Origin of the sequence: Micromonospora sp. NPDC048830 (assembly GCF_043198215.1) — a bacterium.
Classification (GTDB): Bacteria; Actinomycetota; Actinomycetes; order Mycobacteriales; family Micromonosporaceae; genus Micromonospora.
The window spans coordinates 1-22,653 of record NZ_JBICUP010000008.1 but is presented as its reverse complement, the minus strand read 5'-3'; the positions used below and the strand labels follow the sequence as shown (position 1 = coordinate 22,653).

Annotated in this window: 21 protein-coding genes and 5 pseudogenes; 14 read left to right on the top strand and 12 right to left on the bottom strand. The window is 72.7% G+C overall.

The window, feature by feature from the left end; translation table 11 throughout:
• Positions 1 to 568 precede the first annotated feature (568 nt).
• Genes ACGFIZ_RS10035 through ACGFIZ_RS10025 form a run of 3 tightly spaced genes read left to right on the top strand, consistent with a single transcriptional unit; the run spans position 569 to position 3,490 of the window.
• Positions 569 to 1,672, top strand: coding sequence for a HesA/MoeB/ThiF family protein (locus ACGFIZ_RS10035; RefSeq protein ID WP_393417693.1), 1,104 nt, complete (start codon positions 569 to 571; stop codon positions 1,670 to 1,672).
• Entirely contained in the window at positions 1,669 to 2,883 is a 1,215-nt protein-coding gene (locus ACGFIZ_RS10030; protein ID WP_393417691.1) for a PqqD family protein, read from the top strand. Before ACGFIZ_RS10035 ends, ACGFIZ_RS10030 begins: the two co-directional genes overlap by 4 nt.
• A gap of 37 nt (positions 2,884 to 2,920) precedes the next feature.
• Positions 2,921 to 3,490, top strand: coding sequence for a DUF3105 domain-containing protein (locus ACGFIZ_RS10025; RefSeq protein ID WP_393417689.1), 570 nt, complete (start codon positions 2,921 to 2,923; stop codon positions 3,488 to 3,490).
• Position 3,491: 1 nt separating this feature from the next.
• Here ACGFIZ_RS10025 and ACGFIZ_RS10020 read toward each other — a convergent pair whose 3' ends face one another.
• The 4 genes and pseudogenes from ACGFIZ_RS10020 to ACGFIZ_RS10005 all read right to left on the bottom strand — a co-directional run.
• The gene (locus ACGFIZ_RS10020) at positions 3,492 to 4,751 is read right to left on the bottom strand and encodes a hypothetical protein (protein ID WP_393417687.1); all 1,260 of its coding nucleotides are present in this window, start codon (positions 4,749 to 4,751) and stop codon (positions 3,492 to 3,494) included.
• Between the two features lie 122 nt (positions 4,752 to 4,873).
• Positions 4,874 to 5,116: pseudogene (locus ACGFIZ_RS10015) on the bottom strand (M23 family metallopeptidase); the annotation flags it as partial.
• 83 nt (positions 5,117 to 5,199) lie between these two features.
• A pseudogene (locus tag ACGFIZ_RS10010) lies at positions 5,200 to 5,766 on the bottom strand (LuxR C-terminal-related transcriptional regulator); the annotation flags it as partial.
• Positions 5,767 to 5,884: 118 nt separating this feature from the next.
• A pseudogene (locus ACGFIZ_RS10005) lies at positions 5,885 to 5,968 on the bottom strand (hypothetical protein); the annotation flags it as partial.
• Between the two features lie 1,243 nt (positions 5,969 to 7,211).
• Here ACGFIZ_RS10005 and ACGFIZ_RS10000 point away from each other — a divergent pair.
• Positions 7,212 to 8,009: an HAD family hydrolase gene (locus tag ACGFIZ_RS10000; RefSeq protein WP_393417685.1), complete on the top strand. Its 798-nt coding sequence runs from the start codon at positions 7,212 to 7,214 to the stop codon at positions 8,007 to 8,009.
• 132 nt (positions 8,010 to 8,141) lie between these two features.
• On the opposite strand, the gene ACGFIZ_RS09995 is transcribed toward ACGFIZ_RS10000, so the two are convergent.
• Together ACGFIZ_RS09995 and ACGFIZ_RS09990 are read right to left on the bottom strand one after the other, a co-directional pair.
• Positions 8,142 to 8,408 (bottom strand): hypothetical protein, encoded by a 267-nt coding sequence (locus tag ACGFIZ_RS09995; RefSeq protein ID WP_393417683.1) that lies wholly within the window; start codon positions 8,406 to 8,408, stop codon positions 8,142 to 8,144.
• Entirely contained in the window at positions 8,383 to 8,637 is a 255-nt protein-coding gene (locus ACGFIZ_RS09990; RefSeq protein ID WP_393417681.1) for a hypothetical protein, read from the bottom strand. The genes ACGFIZ_RS09995 and ACGFIZ_RS09990 overlap by 26 nt, the downstream gene beginning before the upstream one ends.
• Positions 8,638 to 9,197: 560 nt before the next feature.
• Here ACGFIZ_RS09990 and ACGFIZ_RS09985 point away from each other — a divergent pair.
• Genes ACGFIZ_RS09985 through ACGFIZ_RS09950 form a run of 8 tightly spaced genes read left to right on the top strand, consistent with a single transcriptional unit; the run spans position 9,198 to position 16,124 of the window.
• On the top strand, positions 9,198 to 10,145 hold the full coding sequence (locus ACGFIZ_RS09985; protein ID WP_393417978.1) for a sulfotransferase family protein: 948 nt from the start codon (positions 9,198 to 9,200) through the stop codon (positions 10,143 to 10,145).
• 19 nt (positions 10,146 to 10,164) lie between these two features.
• On the top strand, positions 10,165 to 11,817 hold the full coding sequence (locus ACGFIZ_RS09980) for a phytoene desaturase family protein (protein WP_393417679.1): 1,653 nt from the start codon (positions 10,165 to 10,167) through the stop codon (positions 11,815 to 11,817).
• Between the two features lie 20 nt (positions 11,818 to 11,837).
• Complete coding sequence (locus ACGFIZ_RS09975; protein WP_393417677.1) at positions 11,838 to 12,293, top strand: hypothetical protein; 456 nt, start codon at positions 11,838 to 11,840, stop codon at positions 12,291 to 12,293.
• Positions 12,290 to 12,865, top strand: coding sequence for a hypothetical protein (locus ACGFIZ_RS09970; protein WP_393417675.1), 576 nt, complete (start codon positions 12,290 to 12,292; stop codon positions 12,863 to 12,865). The genes ACGFIZ_RS09975 and ACGFIZ_RS09970 overlap by 4 nt, the downstream gene beginning before the upstream one ends.
• On the top strand, positions 12,862 to 13,200 hold the full coding sequence (locus ACGFIZ_RS09965; RefSeq protein ID WP_393417673.1) for a hypothetical protein: 339 nt from the start codon (positions 12,862 to 12,864) through the stop codon (positions 13,198 to 13,200). Before ACGFIZ_RS09970 ends, ACGFIZ_RS09965 begins: the two co-directional genes overlap by 4 nt.
• On the top strand, positions 13,197 to 14,006 hold the full coding sequence (locus ACGFIZ_RS09960; RefSeq protein ID WP_393417671.1) for an SDR family NAD(P)-dependent oxidoreductase: 810 nt from the start codon (positions 13,197 to 13,199) through the stop codon (positions 14,004 to 14,006). Before ACGFIZ_RS09965 ends, ACGFIZ_RS09960 begins: the two co-directional genes overlap by 4 nt.
• Positions 14,003 to 15,037: a DMT family transporter gene (locus tag ACGFIZ_RS09955; RefSeq protein WP_393417669.1), complete on the top strand. Its 1,035-nt coding sequence runs from the start codon at positions 14,003 to 14,005 to the stop codon at positions 15,035 to 15,037. Before ACGFIZ_RS09960 ends, ACGFIZ_RS09955 begins: the two co-directional genes overlap by 4 nt.
• A 13-nt stretch (positions 15,038 to 15,050) precedes the next feature.
• Positions 15,051 to 16,124 carry a pyridoxal-phosphate-dependent aminotransferase family protein gene (locus ACGFIZ_RS09950; RefSeq protein ID WP_393417667.1) on the top strand — a complete coding sequence of 358 codons (1,074 nt, stop codon included), beginning with the start codon at positions 15,051 to 15,053 and terminating at the stop codon, positions 16,122 to 16,124.
• Positions 16,125 to 16,306: 182 nt separating this feature from the next.
• Here ACGFIZ_RS09950 and ACGFIZ_RS09945 read toward each other — a convergent pair whose 3' ends face one another.
• Genes ACGFIZ_RS09945 through ACGFIZ_RS09935 form a run of 3 tightly spaced genes read right to left on the bottom strand, consistent with a single transcriptional unit; the run spans position 16,307 to position 19,520 of the window.
• Positions 16,307 to 17,710, bottom strand: coding sequence for an ABC transporter substrate-binding protein (locus ACGFIZ_RS09945; RefSeq protein WP_393417665.1), 1,404 nt, complete (start codon positions 17,708 to 17,710; stop codon positions 16,307 to 16,309).
• Positions 17,711 to 17,730: 20 nt separating this feature from the next.
• Positions 17,731 to 18,561 carry a carbohydrate ABC transporter permease gene (locus ACGFIZ_RS09940; RefSeq protein WP_393417663.1) on the bottom strand — a complete coding sequence of 277 codons (831 nt, stop codon included), beginning with the start codon at positions 18,559 to 18,561 and terminating at the stop codon, positions 17,731 to 17,733.
• Positions 18,558 to 19,520 carry a carbohydrate ABC transporter permease gene (locus ACGFIZ_RS09935; protein ID WP_393417661.1) on the bottom strand — a complete coding sequence of 321 codons (963 nt, stop codon included), beginning with the start codon at positions 19,518 to 19,520 and terminating at the stop codon, positions 18,558 to 18,560. Before ACGFIZ_RS09935 ends, ACGFIZ_RS09940 begins: the two co-directional genes overlap by 4 nt.
• 111 nt (positions 19,521 to 19,631) lie before the next feature.
• Here ACGFIZ_RS09935 and ACGFIZ_RS09930 point away from each other — a divergent pair, with 111 nt between their 5' ends.
• Together ACGFIZ_RS09930 and ACGFIZ_RS09925 are read left to right on the top strand one after the other, a co-directional pair.
• Complete coding sequence (locus ACGFIZ_RS09930; protein ID WP_393417659.1) at positions 19,632 to 20,777, top strand: sensor histidine kinase; 1,146 nt, start codon at positions 19,632 to 19,634, stop codon at positions 20,775 to 20,777.
• On the top strand, positions 20,774 to 21,436 hold the full coding sequence (locus ACGFIZ_RS09925; RefSeq protein ID WP_393417657.1) for a response regulator: 663 nt from the start codon (positions 20,774 to 20,776) through the stop codon (positions 21,434 to 21,436). The genes ACGFIZ_RS09930 and ACGFIZ_RS09925 overlap by 4 nt, the downstream gene beginning before the upstream one ends.
• A gap of 55 nt (positions 21,437 to 21,491) precedes the next feature.
• On the opposite strand, the gene ACGFIZ_RS09920 is transcribed toward ACGFIZ_RS09925, so the two are convergent.
• From ACGFIZ_RS09920 to ACGFIZ_RS09910, 3 genes and pseudogenes are all read right to left on the bottom strand, one after another.
• Positions 21,492 to 21,935 (bottom strand): DUF6223 family protein, encoded by a 444-nt coding sequence (locus ACGFIZ_RS09920; protein ID WP_393417655.1) that lies wholly within the window; start codon positions 21,933 to 21,935, stop codon positions 21,492 to 21,494.
• Positions 21,936 to 21,980: 45 nt separating this feature from the next.
• Positions 21,981 to 22,205 (bottom strand): annotated as a pseudogene (locus ACGFIZ_RS09915) (hypothetical protein); the annotation flags it as partial.
• 34 nt (positions 22,206 to 22,239) lie between these two features.
• A pseudogene (locus ACGFIZ_RS09910) lies at positions 22,240 to 22,476 on the bottom strand (cation transporter); the annotation flags it as partial.
• Positions 22,477 to 22,653 lie beyond the last annotated feature (177 nt).

The following is a 22,653-nucleotide window of genomic DNA, read 5'->3' as shown; positions in this document are numbered from 1 at the left end:
GGGGGCATCCGGAGCCCTCGGACACCCCCATGTCCCCGACGTTGAGTCGATCAAGACGCGGCGGAATTGTTTCGGTACGCCCGGATCGGACCCCCGCAAAACACCCCCAGCGGGGCCATTACCAGCTATTGACGCAGGAGCCCGCGCCAACCCCCCATAGGGCCATCTGTCGCGTGTGGACGACCCGCCCGAAAGCACTGCTTTCCAGCCAACACCTGCGATCCGAACCCGTTGGGCGGCTATTTTCCGCCACCGTCCGCAGCGCCAGGCTATGCGCATTCCGAGTCATTGATTCGACGCTTCCAATCATTGTCATCGGTATTACCGGGTGCTCTAATGGTGACGACGCGATCGCGTCGATCCCTCTCAATTCGTTGGAGGTTGCCATGGACAAGAAGATCGAGACGAAGCGCAAGCCGGCCAAGGTCGTGGTGCGCAAGCTCGAGAAGCTGGAGACCACCGTCGCCATCCTCGACCCGGGCTGCCGCAACGACCTCTGCAGCTGATCGGAGATCCGGCCGGGGCGCGGAGCACCGCGTCCCGGCCGCCATTCGTCAAGGAGTTGCGCATGCTGCGACCACGGATCAAGGGCATCCACAAGCCCGTACGGCTGAACCCCACGCTGATCAACATCGGCGGCCGGCAGATGGGCATCGGCGCGGAGATCGACGACGAGGACGGATCCCTGTGGTCGCTGCTGCGCCTGATGGACGGCACCCGCACCCGCGCGGAGATCGTCTCGGCCCTGCTGACCGAACGGCCCGACATGACCGCGGACGAGGCGACCGACGCGATGCAGGCGATCGTCGACGCCGGCTACGTCGAGGACGCCGCCGCGCCGCCCCCGCCCACCCTGAGCTCCGCCGAGATCGAGCGGTACGAGCGGGCGCTGACCTACCACGCCTGGGTCGACCTGACCCCCCGCACGTCCCGCTTCGAGATCCAGGCCCGGCTCAAGGGCAGCAGCGTGGTCGTGGTGGGGCTCGGCGGCACCGGCTCCGCCATCGCCTCCTCCCTCGTCGCCGCCGGGGTCGGCGCCGTGCACTGCGTCGACTTCGACGTGGTCGAGCCCGGCAACCTGACCCGGCAACTGCTCTACACCGAGGACGACATCGGCGCGCCGAAGCTGGCCGTCGCCGTCGACCGCCTGCGCCGGATGAACTCGTACGTGACGGTGACCGGCGAGGAGACCCGGGTCGACTCGGCCGAGTGCCTCGCCGAGCTGATGCGCGACCGCGACCTGCTCGTGCTCTGCGCCGACCAGCCGCTGCACGCGATCCGCGACTGGGCCAACCGGGCCGCCCTGAAGACCGGTACGCCGTGGATGATCGCCCAGTACGCGGGCCCGATGGCCGTGGTCGGCCTGTTCGTGCCCGGCCGTACGTGCTGCCAGGCGTGCCTGCCCAGCGTCAACGACCGGCTCCGCGACCGGTACGGCGCCGCCCCCGAGGAGCTGTTCCCGTTCACCGGCCACGCCGTCATCGCGCCCACCGCCAACCTCACCGGGCACCTGGCCGCGCTCGACGCGGTGTACCACCTCGCCGGCATCCCCCCGACCACGCTCGGCCGGATGTACCACCTCAGCCTCACCGACCTGACCTACCACTACGTGGTGAACCCGCGCCCCGGTCAGCGGTGCGAGACCTGCGGCTGGGTCGAGGAGGAGAGGTGAGCGTCCTCGACGCGGACAGCCGCCCTCGCGTCGCCCACCTCGTCGTCCGGCGGGAGGACGAGGACGAGTACGTCGTCGGCGACCCCGCCACCGGGACCTTCGTCGTCGTCCCCGAGGTCGGCGCCCGCCTGGTCCGGCTCCTCGCCGACGGCCGCACGGTCGCCGAGGCCGCCGACGAGGTGGAACGCGAGACCGGGGAGCCCGTGGACGCCCTCGACTTCGTCGAGGTGCTCGTCGAGGCGGGCGTCATCGACGGGCGTACCGCCGGCGAGGCCGCGCCGACGGCGGCCCGACACTGGTCGGTCTCGCGGATCCCGGCCCGGTTCGTACGGCCGCTGTTCGGCCCGGCCGCCTGGACCGTCTACACCGGCTGTCTCGTCGCGACGCTGGCCATGTTCGCCGCCGAGCCGTCGCTGCTGCCCACGTACGAGGACACGTTCATCTTCCCCGACATCGTGCTCAGCCTCCTGCTCACCAACGTCGTGGTCGTCGTCCTGACGGTCGTGCACGAGATCTGGCACGCGCTCGCCGGCGCCGCCGTCGGGATCCCGTCCCGGCTGCGGATCGAGCGCCGCGGCATCTTCCCGGTGCTGGAGACCGACCTGTCCGGGCTGTGGGCGCTGCCGCCCGAGCGCCGCTACGGCCCCTTCCTCGCCGGCGTGGCCGTCGACTGCGTGCTGCTGTTCGCCGCCGTCGCGCCCCGCTTCGCCTGGTCCCGCGGGTGGATCGACCTGCCGCCGGGCCTCGTCCGGCTCCTCGCCATGGTGGTGTTCAGCCAGGCGGTCAAGCTGGCCTTCCAGACCCTGGCGTACCTGCGGACCGACATGTACCTGGTGATGGCGACCGCGACCGGCTGCCGGAACCTCCACCAGATCACTCGGCTGTCCCTCAAGCGCCTCGTCCGCCGGCTCACCCCGCAGGAGGCGACGATCCTGCGCGACGCGCACGCCCGGGACCTGCGGGTGTCCCGCTGGTACCGGCTGCTGTACCTGGCCGGCCTGGTCTGGATGGCGTGGTTCGTCCTGCACTTCCTGTGGCCGAGCGCCAAGGTGACCATCGGCTGGTCGCTGGGGGTCATGGTGGGCTCGCCGATCACCAGTTCCTACTGGTGGGAGGGGATCGCCCTGCTGCTGTTCGCCTCGCTGAACGTGCTGCTGCCGCTCGGCGTGATCGTCCGCAACCGGATCCAGGGCAGGAGGGTGATGCCATGAGCGAGCGCAGCGAGCGAATCAGCAGCGAGGTGACGTCATGAGCCGGCGGTGGTTGGGAACGCTCGTCAGCGTCGTCGTCACCACGCTCAGCGTGCTCACCATGTCCAGCCTCGGTTTCGGCGTCGTCCTCGGCCTGGCCGACAGGGAGACCGCGCTGCCCTGCGGCCAGGTCCCCGGCACGCCCGTACCGTCCGAGGGCGACCGGCACATCGCGTACGAGGGCGCGCCGCACGAGCCGTACCGGACCATGCCGCCCACCTCCGGCCCGCACTCCCCCCGCGTCATCACCCCCGGCATCTACCGGGAGCCGGTGCTGGAGGAGTTGCAGGTGCACGCGCTGGAGCACGGCCACATCATGCTGCAGTACGCCCCGGACGTCTCCGCGGCCGACGTCACCGCCCTCGAACGCATCGGCCGCCGCTACCCGCGGGACGTGGTGGTGGCCCCGTACCCGGCGCTGGGGCACGGCATCGGGCTCAGCGGCTGGCAGCGCCTCCAGCGGCTGGACACCCTCGACGAGCGGGCGATAACCGCGTTCGTCACGAAGGTGGCCGGCCGCTACGACCACTCGTGGCGGCACGGCGCGACGGACTGCGCCGGCCCGTGAACTAAGGAAGGGCGTCCGCGAGGATGCGCTCCATCAGATCGACGGGCAGGTTCGGGTTGCTGGCCGCCGCCTCGGTCGTCTCCGGGTCGTCGAACAGCGCGAGCAGCCTGTCGAGCGGCAGCCGCTCGTCGGCGGCCATCCGGCACCGTACCCGGGGGTCGGGGTCGTGGCTCAGGCGTTCGATGAGCGCCGCGGGCGCCTGCGGGTCCAGGACGACGAGGGCGCGCGCGTTCGGGTCCGGTGAGTCGGCCAGGCTGGCCAGCCCCTGCCGCGGGAAGCACGGGTGGTCCAGCAGGTCGCCCCGGCCGGCGACCTCCGCCTCCAGGTACGTCTGGAGAACCACCTCACCCGGCACGTCGGGATGGTTCTCGCAGAGCAGCAGCCGTACGGCGTGGTCCTCGTCGGCGGCCAGCACCGCCACCAGCTCGGGGGTCAGGTGCGGGTTGTACGCGCTGCTGCGGCGCAGGGCCACGTGTGCCGAGTGGACGCAGCGGCGCAGCACGTCCGGGTCGGTGGTCTCCGTGACCCAGTCCAGGGGCGTCAGCCGGTCCGCGGGCGCGACGTGGTAGTCGACGGCGGCCGGCTGTTCCTCGCTGAGTTCGGGGCGCATGGACACCGCCAGGCGCACGTCCGGCGACGGGTCCGTGGCCAGCACGGCGACGAGGTCGGCGGGCAGGGCGGGGTCGGCCGCCGCCTGCGTACGCGCCCACTCGCTCTCGTCCCGGACGAGTTCCTCGGCCCGTTCCCGGGTCAGCGGCGCGTCGCCGTCGGCGTTCCGCGCCTCCCCGGAGGGGTCCGCGGCGGCCCCGGTCCGCAACGCCGCGCGGATGTCCGCCGGCGTCCACCGGCACCAGTTCGCCAGCAGGTCGCGCATCAGGTCGTCGCCCTCGCCGGCGAGCCGCTCGTACGCCCACCGCGGCAACGGCGCCGCCACGGCCCAGCGGGACCGGTCCGGCCCCTCGGCGAGCCGCCAGCGCACCCTGCGGTCCGGGTCGTCGACGAGCCGGGCGCGCTGCTCCGGAGACGCCCCGACCGCCTCGGCGAGCACCGCCCGGACCGCGGGACGCGGGTGCGCCGCGACGGCGTCGACCGCCTCGTCCGACCAGGCGGGGCGGCGCGTGACGTCCGGACGGACGCCCTCCGGATGGTCCAGCAGCCGCAGCAGGACGTCGACCGGCGTGGCGGCGTTGCGGGCGAGCCCGCGCAGCCTGGCCCGCTCCGGCTTGTCGTGGTACGCGAGAAACGCCGCATCGACGTACAAAAGAGCCCTCCTCGACCGATTGTCGGGCGGACTCTACACCCAGGCCGGTGACACAGGTCCATTGTGGATGGCGTGTCGCCCGGCCACGGGTGCCGCGCGTATCAGCGGGTCGGGTCGGTCCGGCAGTTGTTGCTCGTCCGCCTGACCGTGCACTCGGCGTCGTCGTGGGTGATCCCGGACGGCGAGCCGTCGAACCAGGTCTCCACCTTCTCCCAGCCCCGGCGCTGCTCGTAGTGCAGGTGCGGGGCACCGGAGTTGCCGGTGCTGCCGAGCCGCCCGATCTGCTCGCCCTGGGCGACCCGCTGGCCGACCCGGACCAGCGGCGGTTCGAGCAGGTGGAGGTACTGCGTCTCCCACCTGCCGCCGGTCGGCCGGCCGGTCGTCACCGCCCGAGCATGGCAGACGCCGGCAAGGTCACCCGCCGCCGGCCGGCCGCCGGGCCCGGCGGTCACCGGTCCGGCCGGCCGCCGGGCTGCGCCGCACCGGTCTCGTACGCCAGGACCACCGCCTGCACCCGGTCCCGCACGCCCAGCTTGGCGAAGATCCGGTTGACGTGCGTCTTGACGGTCGCCTCGCCGAGGAACAGCTGCGCCGCGATCTCCCGGTTGGACAGGCCGCGCGCCATCAGGCGCAGCACCTCGGTCTCCCGGGCGGTCAGGTCCGCCAGGCCGGGGGCGCGGACCGCCCGCGCCGTCGCGGTGTAGTGGTCGATGAGGCGGCGGGTGATCGCCGGGGAGAGCAGCGCGTCGCCCCGGGCGGCGCTGTGCAACGCCTCCGCGAGGGCCTTCGGCGGGGTGGTCTTGAGCAGGAACCCGCAGGCCCCCGCGCGCAGCGCCCGGTAGACGTACTCGTCGAGGTCGAACGTGGTCAGCATGACGACCCGCCGGCGGGGGCGGTCGGCCAGGATCCGCTCGGTGGCGGCGACCCCGTCGAGCACCGGCATGTGGATGTCCATGAGTACGACGTCCGGCTCCAGCCGGGCGCTGAGCCGGACGGCCTCGGCGCCGTCGGCGGCGGACGGGGGCGAGCAGCGGCTCCAGCTGGCGCAGCGAGGGCAGCCGGTCCGGGGCGCCCTCGGGCCCCCGCAGGACGACGAGCAGCCGCCGCAGCTCGGTGACCACGTCCCGCCCCACGTCCTGCACGGCGTCGAGCGCCGCGTGGGCCTGCCGCGCGTCCGACTCCAGCACCGCCTGCGCCGCCCCCGCCTGCAACACCATCACCGAAACGCCGTGCGACACGATGTCGTGCAGCTCGCGCGCCACCCGCAGCCGCTCGTCGACGCGGGCCGCGGCCTCCCGTTCGGCGGCCAGCGCGACCAGGCGCGCCGCCTGCGCCCGGCGCATCCGCACCGCGTAGCCCGGCCCGAGCACGGCCAGCCCGACGAAGACGATGAACACCCGATGGACAGCGCTTCCCCCCGACCGTACGGTCGGCGCTTCGCCGCGGCGGCGATGGTCGCCGGCGGCGTCCTGTACGGCTTCTACTGGCTCATGTTCCCCGACGAGGTGGCGGAGACCGCCGGGAACGTGACGGTGGCCGGCGGGAACCTCGGGGCGTGGCGGGTCGAGACCGTGCTGTTCACGCTCGCCCACCTGCTTCTCCTGCCGGCGATGGCCGGCCTGGTCGTCGCGCTCGGCCGCCGCCGGCCGGTGGTCGCCACGATCGGCGGGTTCCTGGTCGTGCCCGCGCTCTACCTCGCGACGGTCCACCTGTGGCACTACAACGCGTTCTTCGGCGCGCTCGCCGCGGCGGGTGTGGAACCGGCCACGGCGCGGCCGGTCGTCGAGGCGCTCGACCGGGATCCGTTCGTGATCACGTCGTTCGCGCTCTGGATCCTGGGCTGGCTGGTCGGCCTGCTGGTGCTGGCCTTCGGGGCGTGGCGGGCCCGCCTCGTGCCGGTCTGGGTGCCCCTGGCGCTGACCGCAGGCCAGGTCCTGGACCTGCTGTCGGCCAGCGTCGCACCGAAGCTCGCGGTGAGCGTACTCATGGCCGCCGGCCTGTTCGGACTGTCGCGCGCCGTCTCGGGACGGGCCGACGCCCGGCGGACGCGCGCCGATGCCGCGACCGGGCCGGCGGACCGACAGCCGACGGGCGCGGCGCCGCCCCGGTGACGCCGGCCTCCGGTGCGCGGCGCGGATTCGGGCCGGGCCGATGCGGCACGGCCCGACGCCCCGGGACATTTCCCGGTCCGCTCGGGACAGCCGCCCATTGTCGATGGGACGGCGGGAAGTAGATCGTGGTGGCAGCCCGAGGGGGGCTCGAAGAAAGGACATCTTGTGCGACGGATGGCAGGACTCATCAGCGCGGCCGGTGTGGCGGGAACGATCGTCGGACCCGGGCCCGGCCTGCGCCCGTCGCGGAAGGCGACGAGCTGACCGGCGTGCCGGCCGGTCAACCCGGAACTGCCGGGCCGGCCGGGGCAACCCGGCCGGGTCCGGCACCTTGAGCGAGGATTGCGGCATGCTTCCCTCACCTCGCGCGCTCCTGCTGGACTTCGGTGGGGTCCTGGTGGACGCGCCGCCGCAACCGCCGGACCCGCCCGCACTGGTGCGGCGACTGTCCCGCCTCGTCGGCGGGTCGGTGCCGGAGGATCGGATCGCCGCGGACCTGCGGCAGGGCGCCGAGGCGTATGCCCGCTGGCGGGACGAGGTGGGAAGGTCGGGCGATCCCGTCGAGTTGCCCCACGCCCGGGTGTGGGCGGACTTCGTGACCCGCGACTGGCCACAGCGGGCGCGGGCCGCCGTCGAGCGGGAGGCGACGCCGCTCGCGTACGCCTGGACCTGGCGTGCGGAATGGGCTGTGCGTCCCGGCGTCCCCGAAGCCCTCGCCGCCGCCGACGACGCGGGTCTGCCCCTGGCGGTGGTCAGCAACACGCTCTGCGGCGCCGCGCACCGGGACTTCCTCGCCGCCGTCGGGCTGGCCCGCCTGTTCGCCGCCCAGTTCTACAGCGACGAGGCCGGCCCCCGTAAGCCCAACCCGCGGCTGGCGCGCCTGGCGGCGGACGCCGTCGGCGTGCCGATCGCGCACTGCTGGTTCGTCGGCGACAGCCTGAACCGCGACATCGCGTGCGCCCGCCGGGCAGGAACGGGGGCGGCGGTCCTGATGCGCTCGCCCCGCACCGACCGGGAGGCCACTCCGCCTGGCCTGGAAGCGGACGCGCGGATCGAGGACGGGCACGGGCTGCTCGCCCTGCTGCGTCGGGCCTGGGGTGCCCGCGGTCCGTCATCGCCCGGACGTGGCGGCGCCGCCGCTCGATAGCGCCGGCCCGGCCCCCCGCGGTCGTGCCGCGCTGGCCGGGCCGGTCACTGTCGGTTCAGCAGGCTGGTGCGCCGACGGGGCCGAGTCCGCTCCACCCGTACCAGCCACTGCCCGACACCCAGGTCTTCTGGATCAGATCGGCAACGCAGTGTCGAAATGCCGATACACAATCTTGTTCACGCTGTTCTTCACGAACACGTCGATCCCCGTCGCCGACCGCGACGTCACCGCCGGCGCCGACGTGATCGTGTAATCACCCATGTCAGCCCACTGATACCAACCATGCGCCGACGTCCACGTGATCTTCTTCAACCGATTGTCGATCCCCTGCGCGAACACATCGATCCGACCCGAACCCGCAATCGCCGCCGGCTCACCCCTTGATCGTTGCATTCCCATACAACGTCGACCAACAACCCCACACACCCGACGAAAAATTCGGATGCTTCAAACGACCATCCGACGTCACCGCGAACACATCCAACCCACCCACACCCCGCGACACCGCCGACAACCCCGGCATCGACGACGGGCTGGACGAGGCGCAGTTCTGGCTGACGTACGTCTCCACGCCGGTGGCGTAGTCGAACGGGTCGCCGTGGAACGAGGCGGGGCGAATGTAGTCCACGTAGTTGCCGTAGGCGGAGGTGGTGCCGCCTTCCCACCTGATCGTCCCCGCGGCCGCGGCCAGTACCGGTTTCCCCCGGTCCTCGGCGCCCCCCGGCAGGTTGAAGTCGATCTCGTAGTTCCGGTGGGCGCTGCTGCGATCGGAGTTGCCCTCCCAGGTGGTGCCACACTGGAACGGGAGTTCGAGGACCGGCGGCGCCGCCCGAAAGGCACTGACCCACGGGCTCCCGGAGCCGGCCGGGCCCGGTCGCGCGGGTGGCGCTCCACGCTCCCCGAGCGCCGGGCCGCCCCGTCTTGATCGACTCGATGTCGGCGACATAGGGGTGTCCGAACCCTCCCGATGCCGCCATGTCGGCGACATGCAGCTTCCGCCGGGACACGAGCTCACGACGGATACCAGGTAACCGATTGGGCCGACCGTACGGCCATGGCCGAAACAAATGGGCAAGAACGCAAGGACATTGCCGGTCATCACTTGCGTAGCCACTGGTTGTTGGGAGAATGACGGGCAACACGGGAAGCCGCTGCACCGCTCGGCCGAGAGATGAGGTCGTCGTGACGATGCGTGACCCACTGCCCTCCAATCCCCTGCTCATCGGCGGTGACAACCGGTCCGGCACGACGCTGACCAGCGTCGTGCTGGACTCCCACCCCGATTTGGTGGTCGGTCCGGAACTCGATTTCACCGAGCCCCGCGACCTCGGCCCGTACATCGTGGAGTCCTGCGAGTTGCTGCTGCGCGACGATCCCCGAGTACGGGGCACGGGCGTCGAGACGGCCGATCCGGACTGGTATTTCGGCGTCCAGTTCGCCAAGCAGTGCCACCGGTTCGGCGTGTCCTTCCAGGACCTGCGGGACATCGTCGGCGGAGTCGTCGCGGACCTCGGATCGGACATCGTCGACTTCGACGACCGGTGCCACGTGCTGCACGCGGTCGGCGAGTTCCGGCGGCGGCAGACCGGCCTGCCACGCTGGGGCATCAAGATCCAGCGTCAGATCCACCGGGTCGACGACTTCGCCCGGCTGTTCCCGGGGGCGCACTTCGTCCACGTGGTCCGCGACGGGCGGGACGTGGCGGCGTCCAACGTCACCGGTGGGCAGGAGTGGGCGTACAAGACGGTGGAGCAGGCCGCCGCCGGCTGGCTCGGGGTCGTCGAGCGCCCGCACACCGTGGCGCCGCCGGACCGGTACCTGGAGATGCGGTACGAGGACCTCGTCGGGGACCCCCGGCGGACGTTGCAGCGGGTAGTGGCGTTCCTCGGCGTCCGCTGGCACGACGCGCTGCTGCGGCACGCCGAGCTGCCGCACTCGCTCTTCGACAACCCGTACAACCACCCGAGCGCCGAGGCGACGGCACAGGCGCTGTACGGCGCGAAGGTGGGTCGCTTCCGCAGGGAACTGTCGGGCGAGCAGGTGGCCCGGTTCGAGGAACTGGCTGGGCACGAGCTGACGCGGCTGGGCTATCCCCTGGTCTCGTCGGACCGGGCACACACGTCGAGCCCGGCCTGAGAGTGGAGGGGGATCAGTCATGACCCACCCGTCCGGCGGTAGCGCCCCGACGGTCATCGTGATCGGCGGCGGGCACAACGGCCTGACCTGCGCCGCCTACCTCGCCCGGGCCGGGCTGCGCGTCACGGTCCTGGAACGCCGGGACATCCTCGGCGGGGCGTGCGTCACCGAGGAGCTCATGCCCGGGTACCGGTGCTCCACCGCGTCGCTGGTGACGTCGCTGTTCCGGCCGGAGATCGCCGCCGACCTGGACCTCGCCGCGCACGGCCTGGAGTTCATCCCGCGCAACCCGTCGGTGGTCGCGCTCTTCCCCGACGGGCGGCACCTGTCGCTCGGCTCCGACGAACGGGCCTGCGTGGCGGAGGTCGCCAAGTTCTCCAAGGCCGACGCGGACGCCTACCCCGCGTACGGCCGGACGATGCGCCGGCTGGCCGACCACATCGAGCCGCTGCTGATGAACCCGCTGCCGGGGCTGGCACGGCCCCTCGACCCCGGTGCGCGCAACGGACACGCGCCCGGGCGGTACGGCAGCGCCGACGCGGCGGCGGTGCTGCGGGACGCGCTGCGGCGGGCGGCCGAGCTGCCCGGCGACGACCTGCCGATGCTCATGGAGCTGCTCACGGGCAGCGCCGCCGGGTTCCTCGACCGGTGGTTCGAGTCGGACGCGATCAAGGTGCCGCTGGTCATCGACGGGATCACCGGGGTGGACGCCAGCCCGTCGATGCCGGGGTCGGCGTACCTGATGCTGTACCACATGACCGGCGTCACCGAGGTCGGGCGGCCGGCGTGGGGCCAGGTACGCGGCGGCATGGGCGGGATCACGGCGGCGCTCGCCTCGGCCGCGCGGTCGCACAGCGCGGTGATCCGCACCGACGCCCCCGTGGCCCGGATCGTCACCCGCGACGGCCGGGCCACCGGGGTGGTGCTCGCCTCCGGCGAGGAACTGTCGGCGGACGCGGTCGTGTCGGCGGCCGACCCGTACACGACCTTCGTCCGGCTGATGGAGGCCGACGCGCTGCCGGGCCGCTACCGGCGGTCCATGGAGAACCGGCGGTTCCAGGGCGTGGCGATGAAGATGCACCTCGCGCTGGACCGGCTGCCGGAGGTACGGGGATTCCCGCCCGGGCTCGGCCCGCAGCACAACGCGACAATGCTGATCGCGCCCACGATGGAGTACCTGGAGGAGGCGTACGCGGACGCCCGGGCCGGACGCCCGTCGGCCAACCCGCACATCGAGGCCACGGTTCCCAGCGTGCTGGACCCGACGGTGGCGCCGGAGGGCAGGCACCTGATGGGGCTCTACATCCAGTACGCGCCGTACCGGCTGGCGGGCGCGTCGTGGGACGACATCCGCGACTCGTACGCCGACCGGGTGCTGGAGTGCATGGAGGAGTACCTGCCGGGGATCACCGACTCGGTGGTGGACCGGTGCGTGCTCACCCCGCTGGACCTGGAACGCCGGCTGGGCCTGACCGGCGGGGACCTGTACCACGGCGCGATGACGGCCGACCAGCTCTTCTTCCTGCGCGGCGGCACCGGGCCGTCCAGCCACCACACGCCGGTGGACGGCCTGTACCTGTGCGGTTCGGGGGCGCACCCCGGCGGTGGCGTCTTCGGCGTGCCGGGGCGCAACGGGGCGCATGTCGTCATGTCCGACCTGGACCGGAGCTAGGCACCCGAGAGGGGGCAGCGGTGGATCCCGACGACGCCACGCTCGACTACGGGCTGGTCTCCCCGCTGGCCGTCCCGGCCGACTCGCGCGTGCCCGACGGGCTGACGGAAGGGTCGGGCCCGGCGGAGTACGACCGCTACTTCCGGATCGTCCGCGACCATCCGGGGCTGCCGGACTGGACCCGGGGCTGCCTACGCGTGGCGGCGGAGCTGGTGGCGGACCTGGAGCGGAGCAGCCTGCCGGCCGAGGACCGGGTCCGGGTGCTGGAGGGGCTGCTCGCGATCCAGCGGGTGACCCTGGAACGCTGGGTGGCCGCCGCGGCCGACGACGCCGAGCGGGGTACGGCCCCCGGGGACCCCCGGCCCGGACCCGGGCCCGGCGACGCCCAGCGGTCCGGGCCCGGCGACGCCCAGCGGTCCGGGCCCGGCGACGCCCAGCGGTCCGGGCCCGCGCCGGGCCCGGGGGTGGCGCCGTGACGGCCCCCGCCGACCGGCTCACCCCCGCCCAGCGGGAGGCGGTGCTGCGGTGGAAGCTGGGGCACCAGGTGTTCCACCTGCTGCTGGTCGCCCTGAACACCCGGCTCGACGAGACGATCGGGCGGCTCGACGCGGGAAGGTGGGACACCGCCGAGGCGGACCTGCGGGAACTGGCCCGGCTGTACGACGCGTCGACCGCGACCATGCGCTACGCCGCGGACTTCCCGCGCGGCGAGTACCAGCGGCTGGTCCGGCCGTCGATGATGCCGCCGTTCGCCGGCGAGGGCTTCTCCGGCCAGTACAACACCGACCACGCGCGGATGCTGGACGGCCTGCGTACCCTGCGCCGACGGTTCGAGGCGCGCCGCGGCGACGCGCCCGAGCCGGTACGCGCGGCGTGGCGGCGACTGCTGGACACGCAGCGGGTGAACCGTCGCAACCACATGCACGTGTGCCGCCGCTTCGTCGACGACGGCGACTCGCTGCTGCAGCGGTACTTCCGCCGGCAGCCCGCCGCCGGCGCCGGGGGCGGGCGCGACGCACACGGCCACGAGCTGGGAGGTGCGCCTTGATCTGGGTGTTGGAGCGGTGGCACTTCACGTCGGACGCCGGCGACATCACCGCGGCGATGCAGGAGATGGACGACCTGCTGGGGCCGGCCGCGCACGCCCATCCCGGCTGGTGCGGGCACGCCCGGTTCTTCTCGGCACTCGACGACACCCGTCGCGGGGTGATGCTCTACCCGTGGCGGTCCCGGGAGCTGCACGAGGACCTGGTCCACGACGAGGAGCCGAGGCTCGCCGAGTTCTACCGGCGGTACTGCGCCCGGCCCCGGGACATCTCCTACTACGCCGAGTTGGCCGTCGACGTGGACGGCCACCACGACGAGGCTGAGGAGACGACATGACCGGCGACGGCGGGCGCCCGGGTGCCGCCCTGGTGACCGGCGGTTCCCGGGGAATCGGACGGGCGATCGCGGTGGCGCTGGCCCGGGCGGGCTGGGACGTGGCCGTCAACTACCGCGCCGACTCCGACGCCGCGCAGGTCACCGTCGGGCAGGTGGCCGCGCAGGGACGGCGGGGCGTGGCGGTGGCCGGCGACGTGACGGACCCGGACGACGCCGCCCGCGTGGTCGCGCGGGCGGAGGAGCGGCTCGGGCCGCTCGGGGCGCTGGTGAACAACGTCGGCGAGTTCCACTTCACGCCGCTCGGCGCGATGTCGTACGACGAGTGGCGCGGCGTGCTCGACTCGAACCTCGGCAGCGCGTTCCTGATGAGCCGGCTGGTCCTGCCCGGGATGCGGCAGCGGCGGTTCGGGCGGATCGTGAACATCGGGCTGGGTCCGGTGCACCTGGTTCGGGCCGCGCCGAACGTGGCCGCGTACGCGGTGGCCAAGACCGGGGTCGTGGTGCTGACGATGAGCCTCGCCGCCGAGGAGGCCCCGTACGGCATCCGGGTCAACTGCGTCTCCCCCGGCCTGATCGACAACGGCTTCCTCCCGCCCGAGCAGGCCGGGTGGATGCACAAGCGGGTGCCGATGGGGCGGCTGGGCGAGGCGGACGAGGTGGCCGAGGCGGTCGCCTTCCTCGCCTCCGACCGGGCGTCGTACGTCTCCGGCGCCAACCTCACCGTCTCCGGCGGCTGGGACTGGTTCAACCGGCCGACCGACCACGACGGAGACGTCACCGGACTCTTCCTGGATGGTGAACGATGACGACCTCGAGCCGGGACAACCAGGCCGACCGCTCCGTACCGGCCCAGCGGGCCGCCCCGGCGGCGGGCGGCCCCCCGCCGGGCCGGCGCAGGCTCACCCCGGCGACCGTGGTCGCCTTCGCCGCGCTGTGCCTGATCTGGGGCTCGACGTACCTGTTCATCAAGATCGGGGTGGACTACTGGCCGCCGGTGCTGTTCGCCGCGGTCCGCAACCTCGTGGCCACCGTGGCGCTGGCCCTCGTGCTCACCGCGGTCGCGCTGGTGTTGCGGCGCGGCTGGGCGCTGCCCGGCCGTCGGGGCTGGGTGCCGCCGGCGGTCTTCGCGCTGTTCCAGGGCACCGCCTTCGCGTTGATCTTCTGGGCGGAGCAGTACATCACCTCCGGGCAGACCGCCGTGCTGATCGCCGCGAACCCGATCATCACGCTGCCGCTGGCCCGGTTCTGGCTGAAGGAGCCGCTGCGCCGGCACCACTACCTCGCGGTGGCGCTCGGCGTGCTGGGGGTGGCGCTGGTGGCCGGCACCCGCGAGGGGTCCGGGTTCACGGGCAGCGCCGGCATCCGGCTGGTCGCCCAGTTGGCGGTGCTGGTCGCCGCCTTCTGCTACGCGTTCTCGTTGCTGTACAGCCGCCGGTACATGCGCGGCGACAAGTACGTCAACACGGCGATCCACCTGGGCACGGCCGGCCTGTACCTGCTGCTGCTGTCGCTGGTGCTCGACCCCGGCGGGGGCACCCGGGTCGAGTTGAACATCCGCAGCGTCCTGGCCCTGCTCTACCTGGCGCTGCTGGGCTCGGCGCTGGCGTACTGGCTGCTGTTCTACCTGATCGAGCGGCTCGGCCCGGTGGAGGTGTCGTACAACACGCTGGTCAGCCCGGTCGTCGCGGTCCTGCTCGGCGTGCTGGTGCTGGACGAGCCGCTGACCTGGATGGTCGTGCTCGGCACCGCCACGGTCGCCGCCGGCAGCTACGTCGTGGTCCGGCCGCCCCGCAGCTCGACCACCGCGCCCCCGCCCCGGTCGGCCGCCGACCGGTGACGGCGGAACGGGAATGACCGACCCGCCGGAACTGATGATCCCCGGCCCCGGCGCGCTGCACGACGACGCGCTGGAGATCCTGGGCTCCCCCCTGCTCGCGCACTACGGGGGCGACTGGCCGCGCATCCACGCCGACCTGGTCGACGCGGTCGGTGCGCTGCTGGGCTGCACCGGCCCGTACCTGCTGCCCGGCACCGGCAGCGCCGCGCTCGACGCGGCGCTGTTCAACCTCTTCGAGCCGGGCCAGCGGGTGGTGGTGCCGGACACCGGATACTTCGGGGCGCGGCTGGTGGACATGGCCCGGGCGCACCGGCTCGACGTCGTGCGGGTGCCGGTCCCGGTCGGGGATCCGGTGCCGCTGGACCCGGTCGCCGACGCGCTGTCCCGCGGCGCGCACGGACTGCTCTGCGTCCATGTGGAGACGTCCACCGGGGTACGGCACCCGGTGGCCGCGCTGGCCGCGCTGGCCGGGCCGGACGTGGCCGTGGTGGTCGACGGCATCGCCTCCGCCGGCGGGGAGGCCCTCAACGTGGACGACCTCGGCGCCGACCTGGTCGTCACCGCCTCGCAGAAGGGCCTGGACGGGCCGCCCGGCATCGGCATCCTGGCCCCGAGCGCCCGTGGCCGGGCCCGGATCGCCGCCCGGCCCGACGCCTGCCGCTCGTGGTACTTCGACCTGCGGCGGTGGGAGGAGCACCGGGTCCACGACCCCGTGGAACCACACCCGGTCACCATGCCGACGACGGCCCTGATCGCGCTTTTGACCCGGGTACGGGAGGCCCTGCGGACCGGCCTGCCCGAGCGGGTGCGGCGCCGCGCGGCGCTGGCGCGCCGGTGCCGGGAGGGCCTGGCCCGGCTGGGCCACCGGCCGGTGCCCGCCGACGGGCACGAGGCCAACCTGGTGGTGGTCGCGTGGGCGGCGGACCCCGACGGTCTCGCCGACCGGGTGCTGCACCGCGCCGGGATCATGGTCGCCCGCGGTCTCGGGCCGACCGAGGGCCGCGCCGTACGGGTCGGCCTGGTCGGTCGGAACGCGACGGAGCGGATGGTCGACCGGCTGCTGCTCGCCGCCGCTGACTGTCAGTGAGGGCCAGCACCGCGAGGGGCAACGCATCGACCGCGGTTCGCCCCTGGCCGGGTGGACCACCTGGGCGGCCGGCGTCGCGCTCCGACGGCGCTCGGCGTGGCTGCGATCATCGCCGACTTCCCCGCCGGAGAAGGGCCAGCCCCGACGGAGCCGGCCCTTCTCGTTCGCCGCTGACGCGGTGATCAGCCGACCGACTTGTTGTAGCTGTCGATGGCGCCCTGCACGCTCGCGGCGGCGTCCTTCATGGCCTGGTCGGCCGGCTTGCTACCGACGATCGCCGCCTCCAGGCCGTCCTCGGACGCCTTGCGGGCCTGCGGCATCACGCCCAGCAGGCAGCCGGCCGACGCGACCGACGGCGGCAGCGCGTGCAGCTGGTCCACGGCGGTACGGAACTGGGGGAACTGCGCCATCCAGTCCTTGTCGATCTGCTCGTCGAGGGCCTTCGCGTTGATCGGCACGTACCCGGTGCCGGTGTGCCACTTGGCCTGCTCGACCGGGCTGGAGGCGAACTTCACGAACTCCCAGGCGGCCCGCTTCTCCTTGGCGCTGTGGCCGACACCGTTGATCCACAGGGACGCGCCACCGATGATCGGGCCGCCCGTGGACGAGCTGCTCACCTTCGGGTACGGGGCGGTGAGGACGGTGAACCTGCCCTTCGCGGCGTCGACGTACCCGCGCAGCACGCTGGTGGACTCCAGGTGCATCGCGACCGTACCGGCCTTGAAGGCCGCCTGGGCGTCGTCGGTCTTGCGGCCCGTGTTCGTCGCGTAGCCGCCCTTCATCAGGTCCGTCCACCACTGCGCGACGCCCACGGCGGTCTCCTGGTCGAACTGCACCTTCGTCGCCAGGCCCTTGCGCCCGTTGCCGTTGTCGCAGTACTCCTTGCCGTCGGTGGCGAGCAGCTGCTCCAGCAGCCAGCCGTAGATCGCCGCGCCGAAGCCGTACTGGACGGTCTTGCCGCTGGCGTCCTTGACCGTCAGCTTCTTCGCCAGTTCGCCGATCTCGGTGAGGTCCTTCGGCGGCTTCGTCGGGTCGAGGCCCGCGCGCTCGAATGCCTCCTTGTTGAGGTAGAGCAGGGGCGTCGAGGTGTTGAACGGCATCGACCACAGCTTGCCGTCGATCGAGTAGTAGCTGGCGATGTTCGGCTCGATGTCGGCCGCGTTGAAGCCGTCCTTCTCGATGAACTTGTGCATCGGCACGACCTGCTTCGAGTCGACCATGAAGCGGCTGCCGATGTCGTAGATCTGGATCAGCGCCGGGGTGCTCTTCTGCTGGACGGAGGCCTTGTACTTGGCGATCGTCTCGTCGTAGTTGCCCTGGAAGACGGCCTTGACCTCGACCTTGCCGCCGCTCTGCGCGTTGAAGTCGGCGACGAGCGCATCGACCGCGGTGGCGTTCGCCCCCTTCATCGCGTGCCAGAACTCGATGGTGGTCTTGCCCCCGTCCAGCACCTCGGCGCCGGCCGCCTCCAGCGCATCCTTTCCGCTGTCGGTGCCGGAGTCGGAGTCGCCGCACGCCGTCAGGGCGGCGGCGGCGGCGAGGGCGACGAACGCCGTGATGGTCCGGCGCAGCCGAAGTCGTGTCATTGGTTCTCCTTCTGGGAGGTTCAGCGGAGCGCGCCAGCGGTCAGGCCGCGGACGATGTACCGCTGACCGAAGATCACAACGGCCAGCGTGGGGAGCAGGGAGAGCGCGACGCCGGCGAGGACGAGACCCGGCTGCGCCGCCTCGGCGTCGTTGAGCTGCGAGATGCCGATCTGGAGGGTCTGGTACTCGGTGTCCCGGATCAGGATCAGGGGCCAGAAGTACTGGTTCCAGGCGGAGAGGAAGACGTAGACCCCGACCGCGGCGATCGAGGGCTTGGACAGCGGCACGATCACCCGCCACAGCAGGCGCCAGTGACCGCAGCCGTCGATCACCGCGGCGTCGCGCAGCTCCGTCGGGAACTGCAGGAACGCCTGGCGCAGCAGGAACGTGCCGAACGCCGAGGCGAGGAACGGCAGGACGAGGCCGAGGTACGTCAGGCCGCCCCGCGCCAGTCCCCAACCGGAGATGGCCAGATAGTTGGGGATGATGATCGCTTCCCACGGCACCATGAGGGTGGCGAGGAACAGCCCGAACGTCGCGGCCTTCGCGGGCAGGCGAAGGAACGCGAAGGCGTACGCGGCGAGGATGCTGGTGACGATCTGGGCCACGGTGATGACGCCGGCCTGGACGGCGGAGTTGGCGTAGAAGCGGTCGAGCGGCACCGAGCGGAACACGTCGGTGACGTTCTGCCAGTGCAGCTCGCCCGGCACCAGCGCGGGCGGGTAGGTCGCCAGGTCGCCGGGGCCCATGACGGCGCCGACGAAGCCGTAGTAGACCGGGAACAGGACGGGGATCGCGGCCAGACCCAGTACCACGTAGACGGCGGCCTGGCCGAGGCGGAACTTCTTCACCGGTAGTGCACCCGCCGTTCGAGGATGCCGAATTGGACGGCCGTGCAGGCGAGCATGATGACCAGCAGCACGACGGCCTGGGCGCTGGCCGCGCCGAAGTCCGAGGAACCGAAGGCGAACGCCTTCTCGTAGATCGAGTAGACCAGGGTCGTGGTGGCCTGGTCCGGCCCGCCCTTGGTCAGGATGTGGATCTGCCCGAAGCTCTGCAGCGCGTGGATCGTGGAGACCACGACGAGGAAGAACAGCTGCGGGGAGAGCAGCGGCACCGTGATCCGCGACGCGAGCTGCCACCCGGTGGCGCCGTCCAGCCGCGCGGCCTCGACCACCTCGGGCGAGATGGCGGCCACTCCGGCGGAGAGCACGAGGATGTTGTAACCGAAGTTCATCCAGACCGTCGCGACGCTGATGGCGGGCAGTGCGATCGACGGGTCGGTGAGCCAGTCGACCCGGTCGAACCCGAGGGAGCCGAGCAGGCCGTTCGCGACCCCGATGGCCGGGTTGTAGATGACGGCGAAGATGACCGACGCGGTCGCCACCGAGAACGCGAACGGCAGCGCGAACGCGGTGCGCAGCACCCGTACGCCCCGGATGCGCGCCTCCAGCAGCAGCACCACGAAGAGCGCGCCCAGGATGGCCGGCACCACCGAGAAGAGCGTGAACAGGGCGGTCGTGGCGAGCACCTTGCCGAACTCCGCGGACAGCATGTCCCGGTAGTGCTCGGCGCCGACGTACACGGACGACGCGCCGAAGATGTCGTTCCCGTGCACGGACAGGTAGAGGGTCCGCCCGAGCGGCCAGAACACGAACAGGGCGAACACCGCCACGGAGGGCAGCAGCAACAGCCACCCGAGACCGGTCTCGCCGAAGCGTGCGGGCTGCCGTCGTCGGACGGTGGAGCGCGGGGATCCGGTGGCCAGGACGCGGTCGTCCGGTGGCGCGCTGACGGTGCGAGGGGGCACCGCAGCACACTACCAATGGCATCGAAAGATAGAAATCCCCGAACGTACGCCGTCCTCGCCCGGCACCCGCGCGGAACCTTCTCCGCCCGGTCGTGGATTACGCTTCGGCGTATGTCGAGGTCACGATGGCACGGCCGGGCCGCGAACACGGCCCTGGTGCTCGGGGTCGGCCTGGTCGCCCTCGTCGGCCTCGTGGTGCAGGCGCGTGGCGTCGACACCGCCGCCGAATGGACGGCGCTGCTGGCCGTGCTGGTCTCCTCCGGTGCGCTGTACCTGCGCCGCCGTTATCCGGCAGCGGTGGGCGTGGTGGCGCTGGCCGCCGTCGGCGCCTACGGAGCGCTGCTGCACCGGCCCGGGCCGATCATGCTGGTGTTCGTCGTGGCGCTCTACACCGTCGTCGACGAGGGGCACCTCGCCGTCGCCATGGGGCTCGGTCTCGCCTCGGTGGTCGCCTTCGCCGTCGCGGACAGCTACCACAGGTCAGCCGACGGCGGGAACGGGGCGACGCTGCTGCACGCCGGTTGGCTCGTCGCCGTCGTCGTCGGCGTGACCCGCAACCGCCGGGCCTACCTCGCCGAGGCGCAGGCCCGGGTGCTCGCCGCGGAGCAGCGCGCGGAGGAGGAGGCCCGGCGCCGGGCCACCGAGGAGCGGCTGCGCATCGCCCGCGAGCTGCACGACGCGCTCGGCCACCACCTGTCGCTGATCAACGTGCAGGCCAGCGCCGCGCTGCACCGCCCGGACCCCGACCGGTCCACGCAGGCGCTCACCGCGATCAAGCAGACGAGCAAGGAGACACTGCAGGAGTTGCGTACCACGCTGGGCCTGCTGCGGCAGGAGAGCGCGGCCCCGGCCGCCCCCACGCCCGGTCTGAACCGCCTCTACGAGCTGGTCACGACGGCGGGGCGGTCCGGTTTGGAGATCCACACCGAGCTGACCGAGACCCGGCCGCTGCCGCCGGAGGTCGACCTGGCGGCGTACCGGATCGTCCAGGAGGCGCTCACCAACGTGACCCGGCACGCGGGCGCGACCAGCGCGGTGATCCGGATCCGGCCCGACCACGGCGACGTGCTGGTGGAGGTCGAGGACGACGGCGCCGGTGCTCCGGGCCCGCCCGGCAACGGGATCCTCGGCATGGGCGAGCGGGTCCGGGCGCTGAGCGGTTCCCTGAGCACGGGCCCCGGCCCGGACGGCGGCTTCCGGGTGTGCGCCCGCCTGCCGTTGCGGCCCGCGTCGGCGCCGGCGGGAGCACCGGCGTGATCCGGGTGCTGCTGGCCGACGACCAGACCCTGGTACGCGCCGGGTTCCGGTCCATCCTGCACGGCGAGGACGGCATCGAGGTCGTCGGCGAGGCCGCCGACGGCGCCGACGCGGTGCGGCTCGCGCGGCAGCTGCGACCGGACGTCGCCCTCATGGACATCCGGATGCCCGGACTGGACGGCCTGGCCGCCACCCGGGAGATCACCGCGAGCTCCGACGTCCGCGTGATCATCCTGACCACGTTCGACCTGGACGACTACGTCTACGGCGCCCTGCGGGCGGGCGCGAGCGGCTTCCTGGTCAAGGACACCGAGCCGGCGGAGCTGATCCACGGGGTACGGGTGGTGGCCCGCGGTGACGCGCTGATCGCGCCGTCGATCACCCGCCGGCTGATCTCCGAGTTCACCGCCCGGGTCACGCACCCGGACCCGGGACCGCGGCTGAACGCGCTCACCGAGCGGGAGCGGGAGGTGATGGCGCTGGTCGCCGCAGGCCTGTCCAACGACGAGATCGCGGCGCGGCTGGTGCTGAGCCCGGCCACCGCGAAGACGCACGTCAGCCGGATCATGACGAAGACCCGGGTACGGGACCGGGCCCAGCTGGTGATCCTCGCGTACGAGTCGGGCCTGACCGTTCCCGGCTGGCTCGCCCGCTCCTGACGGCCCCCGTGTGCCGTCAGGAGAGGCGGGCTCGACAGTGCCGGCAGCCGGCCGGTCAGGCGGTGCGGCGGGAGCGAACCCGGGCCAGCCCACCGAGGACGACGGCGATCAGCCCCACCACGAGGGCCACGTAGCCTCCGCCTCGCCCGTTGCCGGTGCCGATGCCACCGTCGGAGGTGGCCACGACCAGCCCACCGAGGGCCATGCCGGCCAGCCCCGCCGCCACGGCCACGGTGGCCCGGAGCCGCCCGGAGCCCGTGCCGACACGACCGGCGGGGCGGGCCAGAGCCAGCCCGCCGACGACCACGCCGGTCAGCCCCAGCAGGCCGGCGACGATGGCCCCGAGCCGCCCGGCGCTCATGGTGTAGACACTGGCGGCGATCGGCTGGGCCGAGACGTGCGCGGCCGCCGGTGCGGCAGATCCGAGCGCCCCGAGCGGGGCGGCCGCGGCGGCGGCAAGCAGGTGACGGACGTACATCGAGGACCCCTTCGCTCGCATGACGAGTACCTGCGGCAGCGTATGTACGCGGGTGGTCACCGGTCGTCATGCCGGAGTTGCCGATGGCCCTACCACCGGGGTTGCGCGCGCTCGGCCCGTCGTACCACCAAGGTTGTCCCTCCGCTCGACAACCGGCGACGGCCGGACCGTGGGGCTCCTATTTCGCCGCGGCCCCGGCCAGGGCTGCGACAGGATGTGTGCCCGTTCGGCCGCTCGCCACGCGGTGGCGGGATCCGTCGCCGTGCGGGCGACGCGCAACTCGGCGTCGAACGCGGCGCGTACCGGTTGGGCATGGGTTGGAAGATTACTTCGCCTCGTTCAGGCAGCAGGAGCAGCCGGGCCCGCAGGCGCAGGCGTCGGCGCTCTGGACGGTCGGTGGGCGGCCGGCGTCGACGGGGACCGCGCAGCACGCGTCGCCCCGCCAGGCCTCTCGCCCTTCCTTGATCGCGACCCCGGCGATCACCAGCGCGGCCACCGGGTCGGCCCAGGACCAGCCGAACAGGCTGTTGAGGCCGAGTCCGATGAGCAGCACGGCGGACAGTTGACTTCCTCTGCCCTCTGAAGGGGGCAGGTTCCTGGCGGTGCTCATGCGGCGCGCCGGGTGGTTGACGCTTCGCAGCCCGCAGGTGCCGGGCTCCACGTCCGTACACGACCAAGCCCGGCCGCGTTGAGAATGTTCAGGGCCGCGTTGGTATCGGCGTGGTCGAGGTGCCTGCAC